The 14137-nt window shown below is 63.7% G+C and carries 34 protein-coding genes; 33 read left to right on the top strand and 1 reads right to left on the bottom strand.

Annotated features, from left to right (window positions below):
• Positions 1–193: 193 nt before the first annotated feature.
• The 25 genes from ACUN0C_RS18645 (at position 194) to ACUN0C_RS18765 (ending at position 9748) form a co-directional block, all read left to right on the top strand.
• Positions 194–790, top strand: coding sequence for a hypothetical protein (locus ACUN0C_RS18645; protein ID WP_445467914.1), 597 nt, complete (start codon positions 194–196; stop codon positions 788–790).
• 190 nt (positions 791–980) lie between these two features.
• The gene (locus ACUN0C_RS18650) at positions 981–1172 is read left to right on the top strand and encodes a hypothetical protein (protein ID WP_445467915.1); all 192 of its coding nucleotides are present in this window, start codon (positions 981–983) and stop codon (positions 1170–1172) included.
• On the top strand, positions 1169–1645 hold the full coding sequence (locus tag ACUN0C_RS18655) for a hypothetical protein (RefSeq protein ID WP_445467916.1): 477 nt from the start codon (positions 1169–1171) through the stop codon (positions 1643–1645). Before ACUN0C_RS18650 ends, ACUN0C_RS18655 begins: the two co-directional genes overlap by 4 nt.
• The gene (locus ACUN0C_RS18660) at positions 1632–1820 is read left to right on the top strand and encodes a hypothetical protein (RefSeq protein ID WP_445467917.1); all 189 of its coding nucleotides are present in this window, start codon (positions 1632–1634) and stop codon (positions 1818–1820) included. Before ACUN0C_RS18655 ends, ACUN0C_RS18660 begins: the two co-directional genes overlap by 14 nt.
• 90 nt (positions 1821–1910) lie before the next feature.
• Positions 1911–2159, top strand: coding sequence for a hypothetical protein (locus ACUN0C_RS18665; protein ID WP_445467918.1), 249 nt, complete (start codon positions 1911–1913; stop codon positions 2157–2159).
• A gap of 411 nt (positions 2160–2570) precedes the next feature.
• Complete coding sequence (locus ACUN0C_RS18670; protein WP_445467919.1) at positions 2571–2942, top strand: hypothetical protein; 372 nt, start codon at positions 2571–2573, stop codon at positions 2940–2942.
• Complete coding sequence (locus tag ACUN0C_RS18675; protein WP_445467920.1) at positions 2939–3622, top strand: hypothetical protein; 684 nt, start codon at positions 2939–2941, stop codon at positions 3620–3622. The genes ACUN0C_RS18670 and ACUN0C_RS18675 overlap by 4 nt, the downstream gene beginning before the upstream one ends.
• Positions 3619–3903, top strand: coding sequence for a hypothetical protein (locus ACUN0C_RS18680; RefSeq protein ID WP_445467921.1), 285 nt, complete (start codon positions 3619–3621; stop codon positions 3901–3903). Before ACUN0C_RS18675 ends, ACUN0C_RS18680 begins: the two co-directional genes overlap by 4 nt.
• Positions 3903–4247, top strand: coding sequence for a hypothetical protein (locus ACUN0C_RS18685; protein WP_445467922.1), 345 nt, complete (start codon positions 3903–3905; stop codon positions 4245–4247). Before ACUN0C_RS18680 ends, ACUN0C_RS18685 begins: the two co-directional genes overlap by 1 nt.
• Complete coding sequence (locus tag ACUN0C_RS18690; RefSeq protein WP_445467923.1) at positions 4234–4602, top strand: hypothetical protein; 369 nt, start codon at positions 4234–4236, stop codon at positions 4600–4602. The genes ACUN0C_RS18685 and ACUN0C_RS18690 overlap by 14 nt, the downstream gene beginning before the upstream one ends.
• Positions 4589–4957 (top strand): hypothetical protein, encoded by a 369-nt coding sequence (locus ACUN0C_RS18695; RefSeq protein ID WP_445467924.1) that lies wholly within the window; start codon positions 4589–4591, stop codon positions 4955–4957. The genes ACUN0C_RS18690 and ACUN0C_RS18695 overlap by 14 nt, the downstream gene beginning before the upstream one ends.
• Positions 4944–5786 carry a hypothetical protein gene (locus ACUN0C_RS18700; protein ID WP_445467925.1) on the top strand — a complete coding sequence of 281 codons (843 nt, stop codon included), beginning with the start codon at positions 4944–4946 and terminating at the stop codon, positions 5784–5786. Before ACUN0C_RS18695 ends, ACUN0C_RS18700 begins: the two co-directional genes overlap by 14 nt.
• Entirely contained in the window at positions 5783–6043 is a 261-nt protein-coding gene (locus ACUN0C_RS18705; RefSeq protein ID WP_445467926.1) for a DUF5983 family protein, read from the top strand. The genes ACUN0C_RS18700 and ACUN0C_RS18705 overlap by 4 nt, the downstream gene beginning before the upstream one ends.
• A 170-nt stretch (positions 6044–6213) precedes the next feature.
• Entirely contained in the window at positions 6214–6522 is a 309-nt protein-coding gene (locus ACUN0C_RS18710; RefSeq protein ID WP_445467927.1) for a hypothetical protein, read from the top strand.
• Between the two features lie 64 nt (positions 6523–6586).
• Positions 6587–6997: a hypothetical protein gene (locus tag ACUN0C_RS18715; protein WP_445467928.1), complete on the top strand. Its 411-nt coding sequence runs from the start codon at positions 6587–6589 to the stop codon at positions 6995–6997.
• Entirely contained in the window at positions 6969–7481 is a 513-nt protein-coding gene (locus ACUN0C_RS18720; RefSeq protein WP_445467929.1) for a DUF7007 domain-containing protein, read from the top strand. Before ACUN0C_RS18715 ends, ACUN0C_RS18720 begins: the two co-directional genes overlap by 29 nt.
• Complete coding sequence (locus ACUN0C_RS18725; RefSeq protein ID WP_445467930.1) at positions 7478–7702, top strand: hypothetical protein; 225 nt, start codon at positions 7478–7480, stop codon at positions 7700–7702. The genes ACUN0C_RS18720 and ACUN0C_RS18725 overlap by 4 nt, the downstream gene beginning before the upstream one ends.
• Positions 7699–7878 (top strand): hypothetical protein, encoded by a 180-nt coding sequence (locus tag ACUN0C_RS18730; RefSeq protein ID WP_445467931.1) that lies wholly within the window; start codon positions 7699–7701, stop codon positions 7876–7878. The genes ACUN0C_RS18725 and ACUN0C_RS18730 overlap by 4 nt, the downstream gene beginning before the upstream one ends.
• Positions 7865–8191 (top strand): DUF6197 family protein, encoded by a 327-nt coding sequence (locus ACUN0C_RS18735; protein ID WP_445467932.1) that lies wholly within the window; start codon positions 7865–7867, stop codon positions 8189–8191. The genes ACUN0C_RS18730 and ACUN0C_RS18735 overlap by 14 nt, the downstream gene beginning before the upstream one ends.
• Positions 8184–8504, top strand: a complete 321-nt coding sequence (locus ACUN0C_RS18740; protein WP_445467933.1) for a DUF6197 family protein — start codon at positions 8184–8186, stop codon at positions 8502–8504. The genes ACUN0C_RS18735 and ACUN0C_RS18740 overlap by 8 nt, the downstream gene beginning before the upstream one ends.
• Positions 8494–8928: a hypothetical protein gene (locus ACUN0C_RS18745; RefSeq protein WP_445467934.1), complete on the top strand. Its 435-nt coding sequence runs from the start codon at positions 8494–8496 to the stop codon at positions 8926–8928. The genes ACUN0C_RS18740 and ACUN0C_RS18745 overlap by 11 nt, the downstream gene beginning before the upstream one ends.
• Positions 8921–9154, top strand: coding sequence for a hypothetical protein (locus tag ACUN0C_RS18750; RefSeq protein ID WP_445467935.1), 234 nt, complete (start codon positions 8921–8923; stop codon positions 9152–9154). Before ACUN0C_RS18745 ends, ACUN0C_RS18750 begins: the two co-directional genes overlap by 8 nt.
• The gene (locus ACUN0C_RS18755; protein ID WP_445467936.1) at positions 9151–9333 is read left to right on the top strand and encodes a hypothetical protein; all 183 of its coding nucleotides are present in this window, start codon (positions 9151–9153) and stop codon (positions 9331–9333) included. Before ACUN0C_RS18750 ends, ACUN0C_RS18755 begins: the two co-directional genes overlap by 4 nt.
• The gene (locus tag ACUN0C_RS18760) at positions 9330–9563 is read left to right on the top strand and encodes a hypothetical protein (protein ID WP_445467937.1); all 234 of its coding nucleotides are present in this window, start codon (positions 9330–9332) and stop codon (positions 9561–9563) included. The genes ACUN0C_RS18755 and ACUN0C_RS18760 overlap by 4 nt, the downstream gene beginning before the upstream one ends.
• Positions 9560–9748 (top strand): hypothetical protein, encoded by a 189-nt coding sequence (locus ACUN0C_RS18765; protein ID WP_445467938.1) that lies wholly within the window; start codon positions 9560–9562, stop codon positions 9746–9748. Before ACUN0C_RS18760 ends, ACUN0C_RS18765 begins: the two co-directional genes overlap by 4 nt.
• Here the strand turns inward: ACUN0C_RS18765 and ACUN0C_RS18770 are convergent.
• Complete coding sequence (locus tag ACUN0C_RS18770; RefSeq protein ID WP_445467939.1) at positions 9733–9963, bottom strand: hypothetical protein; 231 nt, start codon at positions 9961–9963, stop codon at positions 9733–9735. The genes ACUN0C_RS18765 and ACUN0C_RS18770 overlap by 16 nt on opposite strands.
• 30 nt (positions 9964–9993) lie before the next feature.
• On the opposite strand from ACUN0C_RS18770, the gene ACUN0C_RS18775 reads away from it, so the two are divergent.
• The 8 genes from ACUN0C_RS18775 to ACUN0C_RS18810 all read left to right on the top strand — a co-directional run.
• Complete coding sequence (locus tag ACUN0C_RS18775) at positions 9994–10206, top strand: hypothetical protein (protein ID WP_445467940.1); 213 nt, start codon at positions 9994–9996, stop codon at positions 10204–10206.
• Positions 10184–10558: a hypothetical protein gene (locus ACUN0C_RS18780; RefSeq protein ID WP_445467941.1), complete on the top strand. Its 375-nt coding sequence runs from the start codon at positions 10184–10186 to the stop codon at positions 10556–10558. Before ACUN0C_RS18775 ends, ACUN0C_RS18780 begins: the two co-directional genes overlap by 23 nt.
• A complete protein-coding gene (locus ACUN0C_RS18785) occupies positions 10552–10743 on the top strand; it encodes a hypothetical protein (protein ID WP_445467942.1) in 192 nt (63 codons plus the stop codon). Before ACUN0C_RS18780 ends, ACUN0C_RS18785 begins: the two co-directional genes overlap by 7 nt.
• A complete protein-coding gene (locus ACUN0C_RS18790) occupies positions 10733–11104 on the top strand; it encodes a hypothetical protein (RefSeq protein ID WP_445467943.1) in 372 nt (123 codons plus the stop codon). The genes ACUN0C_RS18785 and ACUN0C_RS18790 overlap by 11 nt, the downstream gene beginning before the upstream one ends.
• A complete protein-coding gene (locus ACUN0C_RS18795; RefSeq protein WP_445467944.1) occupies positions 11088–11417 on the top strand; it encodes a hypothetical protein in 330 nt (109 codons plus the stop codon). Before ACUN0C_RS18790 ends, ACUN0C_RS18795 begins: the two co-directional genes overlap by 17 nt.
• Entirely contained in the window at positions 11410–11979 is a 570-nt protein-coding gene (locus tag ACUN0C_RS18800; protein ID WP_445467945.1) for a hypothetical protein, read from the top strand. Before ACUN0C_RS18795 ends, ACUN0C_RS18800 begins: the two co-directional genes overlap by 8 nt.
• Positions 11976–12212 (top strand): hypothetical protein, encoded by a 237-nt coding sequence (locus ACUN0C_RS18805; protein WP_445467946.1) that lies wholly within the window; start codon positions 11976–11978, stop codon positions 12210–12212. The genes ACUN0C_RS18800 and ACUN0C_RS18805 overlap by 4 nt, the downstream gene beginning before the upstream one ends.
• 83 nt (positions 12213–12295) lie before the next feature.
• Positions 12296–14137, top strand: a 1842-nt coding sequence (locus ACUN0C_RS18810) for a hypothetical protein (protein WP_445467947.1), incomplete at its 3' end; no start/stop codon positions are given.

A 14137-nucleotide genomic window follows, 5' to 3' on the forward strand; every position in this document is an offset into this window, starting at 1 on the left:
CTCCTTCGGGGTATACACACCCAACTGGTGGGGTATTGTTGGGTTGTCGGCGGCGGTCGCCGACACCCGGAGCCCGGAGCGGGCGCGGGAGGGGCGAGGCATATCTGGACGCGAGCGGGGCTTCGGCGCCGGACGGGGAAGGTGTGCCCAACGCAAAATCTGCTGGGCTCCAGCAAACGGAAGGAACGGAAAAATGGCTGGTTTCACGTCGAAGGCGCTCGTCGAGCGCATGGTCAAGGCTGAGAAGTCGGCGGGCATCACCTACTGTGCCCTCGGCGCCCTCGCAATCGTCAAGGGCATGAAGTGGAGCACGCTGGAAACCAGCGTTTTCGGGTCCGGCAAGCCCTCGAGCACGTTCCGCAACGCCAAGGCGACGGCCATGAAGTTTTTCAAGGCGCGGCTGTCGCTCCTCCCGCTCAAGGTCGACGTCCTCGAGATGGGCATAGATGCGGCGGTCGAGGCCGTGATCGAGGCGATCGAGGCGCACATGAAGGACCTCGGCCAGACCTCGTTTGAGGCCTATCGCAAGGTTGCGGATTGCGTGTCCGCCGACAACCTGCCGCCGGAGGCCGACGATGCGGCCGCCGAAGCGGAGGCCGAGGCCGAGGCCAAGCCCGCCGAGGCCGAGGCCGAGGCCGAGGCCAAGCCCGCCGAGGCCGACGCCTTCGCGGCCATGCTGGCAACGGTCGCGGCCATGACGGACCCCGACCAGCTCGTCAAGCTGGCGGCGGCGGTCAACGCCCGGCTCGTCGACCTCCAGCAGGCCGCGAACGCCCGCAAGGCGGCCTGACCGGGAGGGGTCCCCTCGGGGACCCCTCCTCCTCCTTGCCCGCTCCCACGACTGACGGGCGGACCCGTGCGTCCGTCAGTCGAGGGGTTTCCCCATGATCCGCGCTTGCCGCGATTTCGAAACTTCCCCGAGGGGAATTTCCGAAAGCGCCCGAGGTGCGCCTGCAATCCAAAGTGCTGGAGGCCAGCAAATGACCGACCGACCCGACCCGATCGCCGAAGCCTACCAGAAACTGCGCCGGCTGCAGTTTCTGCACGGGGCCAAGGTCACGCCGGCTTTGTCGATCTGGTTCGGCCAGAAATGGGATCGCGCGCTGAAGATCGACCCCGAGGGGTCGCAGCTCAAGTACGTGCTCGAGGAGATCGAGGAGTTGCTCAAATGACCCGCACGGACCAGATCCGCGCCAAGCACCGTCCGCCGGCCTTCGTGCCGAAGGTGGTGCGCCCGAAGCCCGGGCCGGCGCTGCCCGAACGGCGCCAGCGCCAGGTCTCGCTGCAGGACTACGTCCCGACGCTGGGCCGGCAGCGGCTGCCCGAGCTGGACCCGGTCGAGGCGGTGGCCGAGGCGATCGAGCGGGTCGCGCGCAATCGCGGCCGGATCTGGAACGAGGCGACCGGCTACATGGAGCTGGCCCGGACCAGGCCCCGCGCCCGGCGCAACAAGCAGGCCATGTACCGGATGCAGGACCGCGACGGGGCGCTGTTCCGGGTGCTGGACCGGTCGACGGGTCAGGCGCTGGGCCAGGTCCGGGGCTGCTACGCCCATGTTCAGCACGAGGCGACCAGACTGGCCTTGAGCCTGGGCGCGCGCCTGCCCGATCTGAAGCTGGAGGTCGTCGAGCATGTACAGGATTGATCTCGACACGAGCGACCCCGCCGAGGCGCTGGCGCTGCTCGTGGTGGTGGTCCAGGCGCTGGCGCAGGGCCAGCTCTCAGGCGAAATCCAGGATCAGGACCAGCGCCTGCGCGGGGACTGGGGTTGGGTTCGGGAGCCCGTTTCTATGAAATGGCCTCGCCCGGCCACACAGTAGGCTCACACGAGCCTTCAGGCCCTATCTAGGTCCCACCCTACCAACTTTCAACCTTGGCTCTCCAGAGCCTTCTAAATCGGGAGATTTCCGATGCTGGAATTGCTGCGCCGAATTTCCATGGGGGACGATGTTCCTCGCTCCGAGATCGAGGAGGCGATCGACAAGCTCGAGATGGCCGAGCGGTTTCTCGTCGACATGCGGACCAAGGACGTCCTGACCTATGTCGGTGGGGCCGAGGATGCGGTCCATATCGCAACCCACGACTACGACGACCGCAACATCTTCGATCTGGCCGTGGTCCAGGTGGTGGGGAGGTTCGAATGCCGGCTGAGGTCGTGATGGGTCTCGTCGAGGTCTACTGGCCGGCTGGTCTGGCATTCCTCGGCGTTCTCCTCGTGGCCCAGGTCCTGGACCTGATCCCATGAGACATCCCTACTACCGGACTGGTCGTGACGAACAACACGAGCAGGCCAAGGTCCAGTTCGAGGCCGAGGCCAGTCGCTATCTGACGACGAAGAGACGTCACTTCCGGCGTGTTCTTCCCACTCTGGTTGATCAATCGCCTGTAAGCCATTGATTTTCCTACCTATATATAAACTTTTCTCTTCTCTCTTCTCCCCTTTTTCCAAGGGGAGAAGAGGGGGGTTTGAAGAGAGATCTAGTTTCCAGGGGCCAAAGCTCCCCCTAGGGGGATATTTTGCCTAAGGGAGGTTGATCCCTGTTTTAACCCCCCTTTACTCGAGGAACAAGATGCGCCCGAAGGAAACTGTCGAGCAGCGTTTTGCTCGTCGCACGAACCCAGTCGGCACCCATCTGATCTGGACCGGCAACGTGCATCACGGCAAGCCCCGGATCAAGCCCGAGAACACCCATCCAGTTCGCGCCTTCATGGGCATCACCGACCGATCTGTCCGGGTGATCCGACAGTGTGAGGCACCTCTGTGCGTGAACCCGGAGCACTACCGGTTCCACCGCATGTTCGACATCCGTCTCGCCCGCCTGGGCGAGTTCCCCAACACACCCCTATGGCAGCAGGTCGTGGCAATTCTCGAGGGCGAGTTCCCCGAGGGTCCACCCGACCTTCTAACCGAAGCCAAGTGGCTCGCTCGGAGATGCAGATGAACCGCTTTCTCGCCACCACCCTGCCCTTCGCCTTCGCCTGGTCCAAGCTCCCGAACGTGGACTGGTCCAAATACACGCCCTACCCCAACACGCCCCTCCCCTACCTGGACAAGGCGGAGGCGGAGAGGTGGATCTACAAGATCACCTGTGAACTGCCGCACGACGAGGCCATCTACCTGTCGGAGAACTGGCGCAAGGTGATCGACCTGCCGAAGTCGACGCGCGACTACGCCGAGAAGCTCGAGGCCCTCGGCTTCTACGAGATCGGCTCCGGCTGCTACTCCAAGATCTACAAGCGGATCGGCTCCGAGCGCGTGGTCAAGGTCTGTCTCGAGGGCGATCCCGGGATCGAGTACCTGATCTGGGCGCACGAGAACGGCTGGGCCGGGAACTGGGCGCCGAAGATCTACAGCGCCCGTCGCTTCGCCAACGGCTCCTACATCGCCGTGATCGAGCACCTGGAGACCGTCGTCGCCCATGTCCCGAAGTACCGGAACATGATCGACCGCATCCAGAACCCGTTCATGGAGGCGTTTCGGGAGCGGTTCCAGGACTATTCCTGGGACCTCCACACCCACAACTGGATGGTCCGCAGGACTGGCCAGCTCGTCCTCGTCGATCCGCTCTCCGGCAAGGGCACCACCACCAACAAGTTCGAGAAACTGAGGTTTGCAGCATGATCAAGGACATTCTCTCCTCCACCTCCCCGATGATTGCCCTCATCAAGGCGTACCGCCAGGAGACGGGCTGCTCGCTGCTTGAGGCCAAGCACGCGGTCGAGGCCGCGTTCAAGCCCCGGCCCCAGGACGGTGAGCACATCATCGTCGTGGACGACTACACCGAAGTGTTCACGTCCCTGGAGGACGCCATGTCCGCCGCCTACGAATACATCACCGGCGCGAGACAGATCTACATCGCCCGCGTGGTCGCCCGCACGACCAAGAGCCTGGAGTACGTGTGATGCAGGACACGTTCGACACCGTCGTGCGCCACCTCTTCGCGCAGGGCAAGCAGGCGCATGAGTATGGCGTCTGCCGGTACCGCACATACGACGGCCTCAAGTGCGCCGTCGGCTGCCTGATCCCGGACGAGGACTATGACCCCTCGTTCGAAGGTCAGCTGGTCGACCGCCTGCCCATCAAGCTCCCCCATACCAACCTCCTGGGCGAGCTGCAGGACGCGCATGACAACATCGCGTCCTGGCAGTCGCCCAACAGCCTGGTTCGCCGGCTGGCGGCGATCGCCAGGTACAGCACTCTCAACACCGACGCCCTCGAGGAGGCCTTCAACAATGCTCATTGGTAATCGCCAGGAGGCGTTCGACACAGTCGTCCGTCACCTGTTCAAGCAGGGCAAGCAGGCCAAGTTCGGCGGCTGCGTCTATCGCGGTCCCGAAGGAACCAAGTGCGCGGTCGGCTGCCTGATCCCGGACGAACTCTACAGCCCCAAGCTGGAAGGTCGGTCCGTCTTCTCCCTGCCCCAACGGGTCCTGGACCAGCTCCCGGCCCCGAGCCTGCTCGACAAACTGCAGCAGGCCCACGACGACGACAGCAACTGGTTGAACCCGGCATACCTGCGCGACCACCTCGCCATCATCGCAGGACACTGGGCACTCAACACCGACGCCCTCCAGGAGGCCTTCAACAATGCTGATTGGTAATCGCCAGGAAGCGTTCGACTTCGTCGTCCGTCACCTGTTCAAGAAGGGCAGGCCCGCCATGAACCAGGAGGGTGACTGTCTCTATCGCGCCCCCGACGGAACCAAGTGCGCGGTCGGCTGCCTGATCCCGGACCACCTCTACGATCGCTCGCTCGAGGACAACTCCGTCCGGTTCCTGCCCCGCAAGATCCTGGACCAGCTCCCGGACGTGAACCTGCTCGGGGACCTGCAGGATGTCCACGACAGCGCCTGGAGCACCCGGGCGACCCTCCGCGACCGCCTGTCGGTGGTCGCCGACAAGTTCGACCTGAACACCGACGCCCTCGAGGAGGCCTTCAACAATGCAACCTGGTGACAAGGTCCGGTGCGTTAAAGCGTACAATTCCGGAGACATCCTCACGCACGGAGCCATCTACACGATCAAGACCATCTGTGGCGAGGAACTGGTGCTGGAGGGGGTGGATCACCCCTGTGGCTTCTGGAGTGCCTGCCGCTTCGAACCCCTCCCCCGCTACGTGGTCGTGGTCGACGGCGACCACCTGAGCCTGGAAGAGGCCGAGGCCGAGGCCCGGAATCTGGCGAAGGAGTTCCTCGGCATCCGGATCACGGTCGCCGAGGTTCACAGCACGTTCAAGGCGGAGGTCACGATCAATGAAAGCCGGTGCATCAACACCACCGGCATCGCCAATGACTTTCTCAAGCACGGGGAGATCTACACAATCTCATCCGCAGGCGACTGGGACCTGGTGCTCGAGGGGGTGGAACACCCTCTTGGATACTGGGACATCAACCGCTTCGAGCCGGTCCGCCAGACTGCTCGTGACGCTGCAGCAGAAGCGATGCGTGAACTGCATCTAGCCGGCGAGCCCATCCGCTACCTGGATGGCAACAATGGCGGTGATGCCGCATGGCTCATTGAGCCCGGCGTGGTCGTCTACGAGGACGATCCAGAAACGATCGTGTCCGTGGAGTGGGACAAGGACCGCTGGACCCTCGCCGATCCGGACCAGTACGTGGTCACGCTCGGTCCAACCATCACCCTTGAGGAGGCCGAGAAACATGCCCGAGACCTCGCCCTGGCGAACGTCGGGATGGAGATCAAGATCTCCAAGCTCCATTCAACCCTCAAGGCGATCGCCACGCTCAAGCGCCTGGTCCAGACCGGGGAGGTGGACTGGTCATGACCGTCCGCAACTTCCTCGACCTCTCGACCGGCCACCTCACCCGCCGAACGCGGGACTGGCTCGAGAACGACGCGCCCATCTCCCTCGCCAAGACGGAGTACGGCTGGTTCCTCTACGCCCCGGAGGACCGGATCACCTGGTACCCCCAGGACCTCTGGGCCTGCCTGCAGAAGGCCCGGGAGATGGGCTGCTGCTATGCCCTGTTCGACTGCGATGCCGAGCGGGTCGACTACCTGCCCTACTACCATGACGACTGAGGCCGTCCTCGACGAACTCGACCGCACGATCTGCGCGGTCGTGAAGCACTGGTTCTCGATCCCCTCAACGCCGAGAACCACCCCCAGAAGGACCTCGAGATTGCCCGCCTGCAATGGAAGATCGTCCAGGCGCAGCGGCAGCCCCACAGAGCACAGGAGATCCTGAGATCATGAGATACCAGAAGGTCGGCAAGGTCATCGTCGACGGAATGGGTGACCGCGTCGAGGCCAAGACCATTCTCGCTGCCCTCAACGCGATCGACGTGTTCGAGGAGCTGCTCGACGACCTCTACGACCGGGAGTGCGCGGTCGAGATCGATCACGCCGCCCAGGCCCTGATCGAGGCCGGCGGACAGCTCACCTGGTGGCCCCCGAAGCCCAAGGACATCCGCACGATCCTGAAGGACGTCGTGGACAAGCAATACGTCGACACCGAGGACCTGGAGGTGATCGAGGAATGGCTCAACAGTCCCGAGTGACACCGGCGGCTTTCGACAAGGCCCGCTCCCTCAACGGAGCGGGCCTTTCCTTTGGAGGAACACAATGATCGTCGTCTTCGGAAACTACGGCGAACTGCACGTCGACGATAAGTCTGGCCGGGTCGTCCTCTACGACCCCTCCGAAGAAGGTGCCGACTACGCCGACATCGTTCGGGTCGACCTCAAGGAGTTCGCCCTCGCCTATCCGGGTGAGACCCACTCCCACATCGACATCGTCGACATCGGCTTCTGGACCAACACCGGCGAGTACTGCGCGCCCGAACCGATCTATCGGGCGACCGTCGTCCGGGACAGCGAGATCACGCTCGAGAAGCCGGCCGAGTTCCGCTTCTTCACCGCCGACGGCGACATCTACCACGAGTTCGTCGACCCCGAGGTCGGGACCGAGGTCCCGGAACAGATCGCCATGTTCATGGAGATGCACAATGCAATTCGCTTCCAGCCCCTGGGGTAAGCCCCAGGACATTCTCCAGCTCGCCGTCGGCATCTGGCAGGTGTCCACCGCCAGCCACGGCGGCATCAAGCTGTCTGCCGAACTCAACCGGAAGATGCCCGACTACATGCGGAAGAAGGGCGGCTGGTACGAGGAGGACTGCGAGTGGGCGCTCGTCGCCCTCGTCTTCCCCCACGCCTTCAAGCCCTCGGCCCTGCGCTACGCCGAGGAGAGCGCCCGAAACTGGCACCCCGACGAGTACGAGCAGTTCCGCCAGGTCGTGCTCCAGCCCGGTGAGAGCCGCGTGAAGGACGAGCGCGCCTTCATCGAGCGGCACAAGAACGACTGGGTCGTGACGTCCGCCATAGCGGTGGCTGACGGCGTGAGGTGCTGGGCGAAGCGAGGCGACGAAACACGGACCTACCTGGTCCCCGAGGACGAGTACCGTCAGCGGGCGCCCTTCGGGTTCGTCATCGACCCCTCCAGACACAGGCAAGTGGCATGACCAAGCCCCGCAACGCAGCCGCCTTCGACATCCAGCTCGGCGCCTGCAACCCCTCCGGGATCGCCCACGCGATCATCGAGGCCTGCCGCGAAGTCCGCGAGGAAGGCGGCAACCCCTGCACCGACGCCGCCGTCCAGCTCATGGCCCACCAGCTGGCCTGGATCTGCAACGTCAGGGACGTGGACGCGAACTACCGCGACTACGTGGAGAAGATCGCATGAGAACGCCCTTCGCCCAGTGGATGCATCAGGTCAACGAGGCCTGCATCGAACTCGCCGCCGTGTCGATCTACGACCTCGGCGACATGGACTACTACGGCCTGTGGACCGAGGGCGCCGACCCCGAGACGGTCGCCCGTCGTGCCCTGAAGAAGGATGGTGCCGATGTCTACGATTGAGAAGCAGATCGCCGAACACGCCCTCGAGATCATCAAGCAGGGTTGGTACCAGGACGACTACTGCAACGCCGGCGAGGATCTCGCTGCCGGCACCTGTTTCTGCGCCCTCGGCGCCATCAACAGGGCGTCCTATAAACTGCAGGGTGCCAGCGACACGATCCGTCGTATCGAGGATCGTCCGGAGGTCGGTGCCGTCACGGACCGGCTTCGGCACATCGTCGGCGCGGGGGTATCCGCCTGGAACGACGACCCTGACCGCACCAAGGAAGAGGTCGTTACCGCCTTCGAGAAGCTGGTGGCCAGCTATGCTTGAGAAACAGATCGCCGAACGTGCCCTGATGCACATCAAGCGCGGATGGCACAAGAACGAATACAGCGATGCCGGCCTCGACATCGCCAGCGGGACCTGCTTCTGCGCCTACGGCGCCATCAACATGGCGTCCTACGAGCTGCAGGGTGCCGCCCTCCTGTACAAGATCGAGGAGCGCCCCGTGGTCCAGGCCGTGACCGAGCGCCTGGAGGAGATCATCGCCCAGCCAGCCGCGTTCTGGAACGACTACATGTGCCGTTCCAAGGACGAGGCCGTGGCCACGTTCGAGAAGCTGGTGGCCAGCTATGGTGAATAACGCTGACCGCGCCCAGGAGGTCTTCGACGGCTACGAGGGAAGCTACGGCATCACCCCACGCCACAACGAAGAGAGGAAGTACATGACGCTGACCATCGCCCGGGAGGCTTTCCGGGCCGACCCCACGAACGTGACTGCCGCCAAATACTTGGACCAGGCGCACCACTACTATATGGAGGACACGATCGGCGACGATACATTCCTGAATGCTGTCGCCGAGGTGAAGGACTACTTGTCGGGAAGCACGACGTTCACCTTCGACGTGTTCCTGGAGGCGTCGTTCACGATCCAGGCCCCGGACGAGGAGACGGCCAAGAACTGGCTCGAGACGAGGCTCGACTGTGTCGAAATCAACGCCGGCGCCCTGCCCAGTGGTGACCCCATCGTCGGCGAGGCCAACTTCGGAGGGTACTGCCGTGGCTGACAAGATCTGGGTGGCCTCGATCACCCACAGTTACGGCACCGACCTCTACGCCGCCCGGACGAAGAAGGGGCTCCTCCGCCAGATCCACGCCTATGTCGAGGAGTGGTGGGAGGACGAGGGTCTCGGCACCGAGATGCCCCACGACACCGAGGAGGCGATCTCGGAGTATTTCGAGCGCGTCGAGGATGAGCAGTGCGACTACGAGGAAGTGGAGATGGAGGAATGATCATTCTCGACGTCTGGGGCGGACCAAACTCCATGCAGCATCTCGCCCGCTACATCGTCAGCATGGACGAGGCCCTGAGCCTCGCCCGAGACGAGCTGACTGCGGGCTATCTCGTCAACCTGCGACAGGACCACCAGTGGGGTCCGTACCAGAACTTCGACAAGAGGATCACGGGATGATCGTCCTCAAATGGCCCTCCTGGGTATGGGAGAAGAAAGCCGGCTGGAAGTGCCGGTGGTTCGGTCACGTCTGGGAACCCGGCTGGTACGGCGATCTGCCATATCTCGACGCGAAGCCCGGCCCCGTCGACAACATCGGCCGGCACCACGTCAGGCTGCTGTGCGAATGCAGCCGCTGCGGCACGACCAGCCAGGTGGCCTGGGTCCACGATTGGGAGAAGAAATCATGATCGTCCGCCTGGTCGGAGACCTGCACGTCTTGGCGAAGGACGCCGAGGTCGTGCGCCACATCAACCGCAAGCTCGCCAAGACGGCCCGGACCTTCACCCGGCGCAAGGAGCGCCATGAACTGATCCGGGCCTGCATCGAGCAGCATCACAAGAACCGGGACCTGGTCACCTACTGGAGGCTTTGAGAGGTCCGCCTAGTCCAGCCCCGACGCTTGAGGCGGGGAAAGTCGTCCGAGATGACGCCCCACTTCACCATCTCGTCCCGCAGGCGCTGGTACCGTTCGATCAGCTCGTTCTGATAGTCGGTCTTCTTGCGCTCCTGGGCTGCCATCAGCTCGGCGTGGAGTTCCTCCAGCTCCTGCGGTGACATCTCGTCCAGATCAATCTTCGGCTTGGGCATATCAACCTCCTGACAGGGGATCGCATACCCATGACTCGTTTCTTCTTCCTTTACAACGGCCGACGATGCCGCCCCGTCGGTCGCAACAGCCAGCATCTGGTCATCGAACTGGAGGACGGCGGCGTCGAGACCGTGTGGCCACGCGAGGTGAAGCTGGACGACGCCATCTACCAGCAGCTTCGTGACTTCCTGAAATACTCAGATCCGGAGGAGTGGCGCCGTGTCCAAAGACAAGGCCGGTAACTTCGTCCGTCTCGCCGAGAAGCGCCTGGCCAACGTCCTGGAGGCGATCCGGGTCCTGGGCAACCTCTCGAACCGGGGCAACTACACCTACACCGACGAGCAGGTCGCCGAGATCTTCGGCACGATCCGCTCGTCGGTGGCCGAGGCCGAGGGCCTGTTCGGCATCACCGCCCCTCCCCCTCCTCCCCCTCCTTTGGAGGAAAGTCAGGCGGTCTGGGAGAACCCAATGATCCCGATCAGCGAATGGCAGGCGGCGGTCACCGCCGGCGAGACGACGTCCGGATACATGAACTGGATGGACGAGAAGCGCGCCGAGGGCGTGCCCGAGTTCGTGAGGAGATTCCAATGCTGAATGACGACGTCACCTTCTACTACGGCACCGCCGTCCGGTTGATCGGCTGGATCAGCCTGATGAACCACCAGGAACTGTGTGCCTTCATCTCGAAGCTCGAGAGGGTCTGGGGTGTGGACGTCGAAGAGCAGAAGCTCCTGGATGCCATGATCGCCTACGCCAGGACCCAGATCGATGATGGTTGACGTCTACTGGAACAGTCGAAGGCGCTGCTACAGCGTCCGCCACAAGGGCCGTGTGATCCACCATCTCACGGCCCTTTCCATTGAGAGGCCCCGTTTCGTGGTCAGCCAGAAAGGCCGGGAGCGGGTCGTCGCCACCGGCGAGAAGAACGTCCACGCCGTCATCCGGGGACGCCTCTGGTGCATGCACGGCATCCCTGCCGGGCAGAAGAGCCGGGCCAGGGAGGTCCGGTACAACCCCTTCATCAATTCGAGCTTCGTCGATCAGGACAACAAGCCGGTCACCCGTGCCGACCTTGCCATCCTGCAGGTCGATGCCGCCCGCAAGCCAAGGATCTACGCGAAAGATGATCGTCCTCAATAAGCAGGAGGTCGCCGACCTCATGATCACCGCCATCGAGGGTGGCAGCACCTACTGGCTCGAGAGCTGCTACCTCCAGGTCGGGACCACGACCGAGAAGCCCTGGTACGCCGACCCGGACCTCTACCGGCAGGACTTCACGCTCCGGCTCGAGTTCGATGGCGAGGTCGACGTCCTGACCAAGAACAAGCTCGAGAAGGCCGAGGGACTCATGCCTAGGGAGCGTCTCGGCCGGGTCCTCTGCGGCGAGTACGACGCCGAGGACGCCGACGTGTTCCTCCAGCTCGCCCTGTTCGGGGAGGTCGTCTATGGCTGACATCGGCTACGAGAAGTGCCCCTGCGGCCATCGAGGCTGCAGCAAGTACTTCCTCACCGGGATCGGCGATTTCGTCCAGGGCTCGGGCTTCACCCTGGAGGAAGCCGAGCGGATCGTCTCCGCCCTCAATGCGGTCGACGCCCTTCTGGCCTTTGCCGAGGATCAGGCTGCTCGAATGAACGCCGCGCCCGACCCGCGCCCACCCTCCGGGGACGACTGGAACGACCTCTTCGCGGAGGTGATGGCGCTCAAGACCATGCGTGAGAAGCCCGACTTCGCCACCCTCCGGGCCAAGGTCATGGTCCAGTACCCGAAGACGCTCGAGTACCTGGCTGCGCGAGACGAGACGGAGGTGGAACGGCTGCGGAGGATCAACCACGAGCTAGTCGAGGGCTTCAGCAACCTAAACCAGGAGGGCGCACGGCTAGAGACGAAGCTCGCTGCCGAAAAGACCCGCAACAAGGCGCTGGAGGAGGCGCTGCGGTGGGCCAGGGGTCCACTTCTCGTCGAAGGCTATCCGACCGAGCAAATCGACGCCCTCCTCAAGGAGTCCAAGTCATGATGACCGAGATCGAGACCGCCAAATGCAGCGTCTGCGAGAGGGTCGAGAACATCTACCTCCTCGACGGGCACCCCGGCCGGAACGGTCGCTGGGCCGAGGTCAGGTGCATAGCCTGCTACGGCGACACGTTCGGCGGGTGGCAGCCTGTCAGCGACGAGTTCCTCGAGCAGTCGGTGTGCCCCGAGCTGAAGCCGCTCTACGACGATTGGTTGGAGAAGTGGCACCAGCGATGATCTTCTGAACCCCTAGGGGATCACCCTACCCCTTTCACCCGAAGCCCGCCATTTCTGGCGGGCTTTTTCTTTGGAGAAAAGCGATGAAAATGCATGCCGTGAAGGCCGACGTCTTCACCGGGGGTCTGCAGGACGCCGGCTCCTTCAAGTTCGAGATGAACGCAATGGCGTTCCGCTCGGTGATCGACGGCATCTATGCCGACAAGATCCGGGCTCCGGTGCGTGAGTACTGCACCAACGCCTTCGATGCCCACCGCATGGCCGGCAAGGCCGACAAGCCCTTCGACGTTCAGCTCCCGAGCCGCTTCGAGCCGATCTTCCGGGTCCGGGACTACGGCGTCGGCCTCGACCACGACGAGGTGATGAACCTCTACTCGACCATGTTCGCCTCGTCCAAGCGAGAAACGAACGACGCGGTCGGGATGATCGGTCTCGGCTCCAAGTCGGCCTTCGCCTACACCTCGTCCTTCACCGTCACCTGCTGGGACGGGCGGGAGAGGCGGACCTACTCTGCCTTCCTCGGCGACGAGGGCGTGCCACAGATGGCGCTCCTCGACCGCCAGGCCTCGATCGAGCCGAAGGGAGTGGAGATCTCCTTCCCGGTCAAGAACGACGACATCTCCGCGTTCCACACCGCCGCCAAGCGCGTGTTCCTCGGCTTCGACCTCAAGCCGAACGTCGTCAACGAGACGTTCCGGATGGACGACGGCCAGGTCCAGTATCAGGGCACAGGCTGGCGGATGTTTGGCCCGTCGGTCATCAGCCAGCTCCATGCCCGGCAGGGCTGCGTGATCTACCCGATCGACGGCTACTCGATCGGTGAGCCCAACCACCACCTGCTCCGCCACCCGATCGTGATCGACTTCCCGATCGGTAAACTGAGCGTGGCCACGTCCCGTGAGCAGCTCGGCTACGACGCCGACACGATCGCCAACATCAAGAAGCGCCTGGTCGTGGTCGAGAAGGAACTCGCGGCGGAGTGCCAGAAAGAGATCGACGCCTGCCCGACCTTCCTCGAGGCCTGCATCCTCGCCGACGCTAACCAGGGCTACTACTCCGACAAGCGGGCACTCTGGAGCCTCGTCTTCCAGTCCCTGCGCTGGAACGGGAAGCCGCTCGTCCGCAACGTGCTGGTGGACCCGATGAAGTTCACCACCCGCTTCCACTACATCAACGAGGACACCTGCGCGAAGCCGCCGGCGAACTTCGGCTTCCGGGAACGCAGGGGCAACTGGCGAACCTACGACCTCAACACGCTCAAGCACGTCACCTTCATCCTGGAGCCGCAGGACACGAAGTTCGGCACCGCCCGCATGAAGAAGTGGCTGGCGACCGAGTGGAAGCAGGGTGGCGTCGTCTGGATCAAGGAGGAGGCCGACGTCGCTCAGGTGCTCTCCGCCTTCCTGAGCCCGACCACGATCGACCTCTCGACCGTCGACCCGGACCTGAAGAAGCCGGCCAAGGGCCAGGCCCGCAAGGACCCGACCTACGTCCTGAAGGTGCTGCCTTCCAAGAACTTCGTTCCGGTCAAGGCGGCGGAAGGCGGCGTCTACGTCCAGCGCGAGGAGGACCGCTTCAAGATCGGGACACAGTACCTCTCGGAGTCCTACATCCAGAGCTACGTCAATGACGCGATCCGGGCCGGCGTCCTGCCGCCCGACTTCCGGCTCGTCGTCCTGACCAAGCAGTACGACCGGGTCCCCACCCGCTTCGACGGCTGGGTGAGCTTCGAGGACCACCTGAAGGAGAAGCTCAAGGCGGTCTTCGATCCGGCCACCCACACGCTGAAGGAACAGATCGGCCAGATCCGGTCCGACCGGGCGTTCCAGATGCTCGCCAACGACAACGTCAAGCTGCCCTCCGACCTCAAGGACCTGGTCCTGGCCGTGACCATGCAGCCCGACACCAAGACCACCTACGAGCAC

It is taken from the genome of Faunimonas sp. B44, assembly GCF_052655945.1.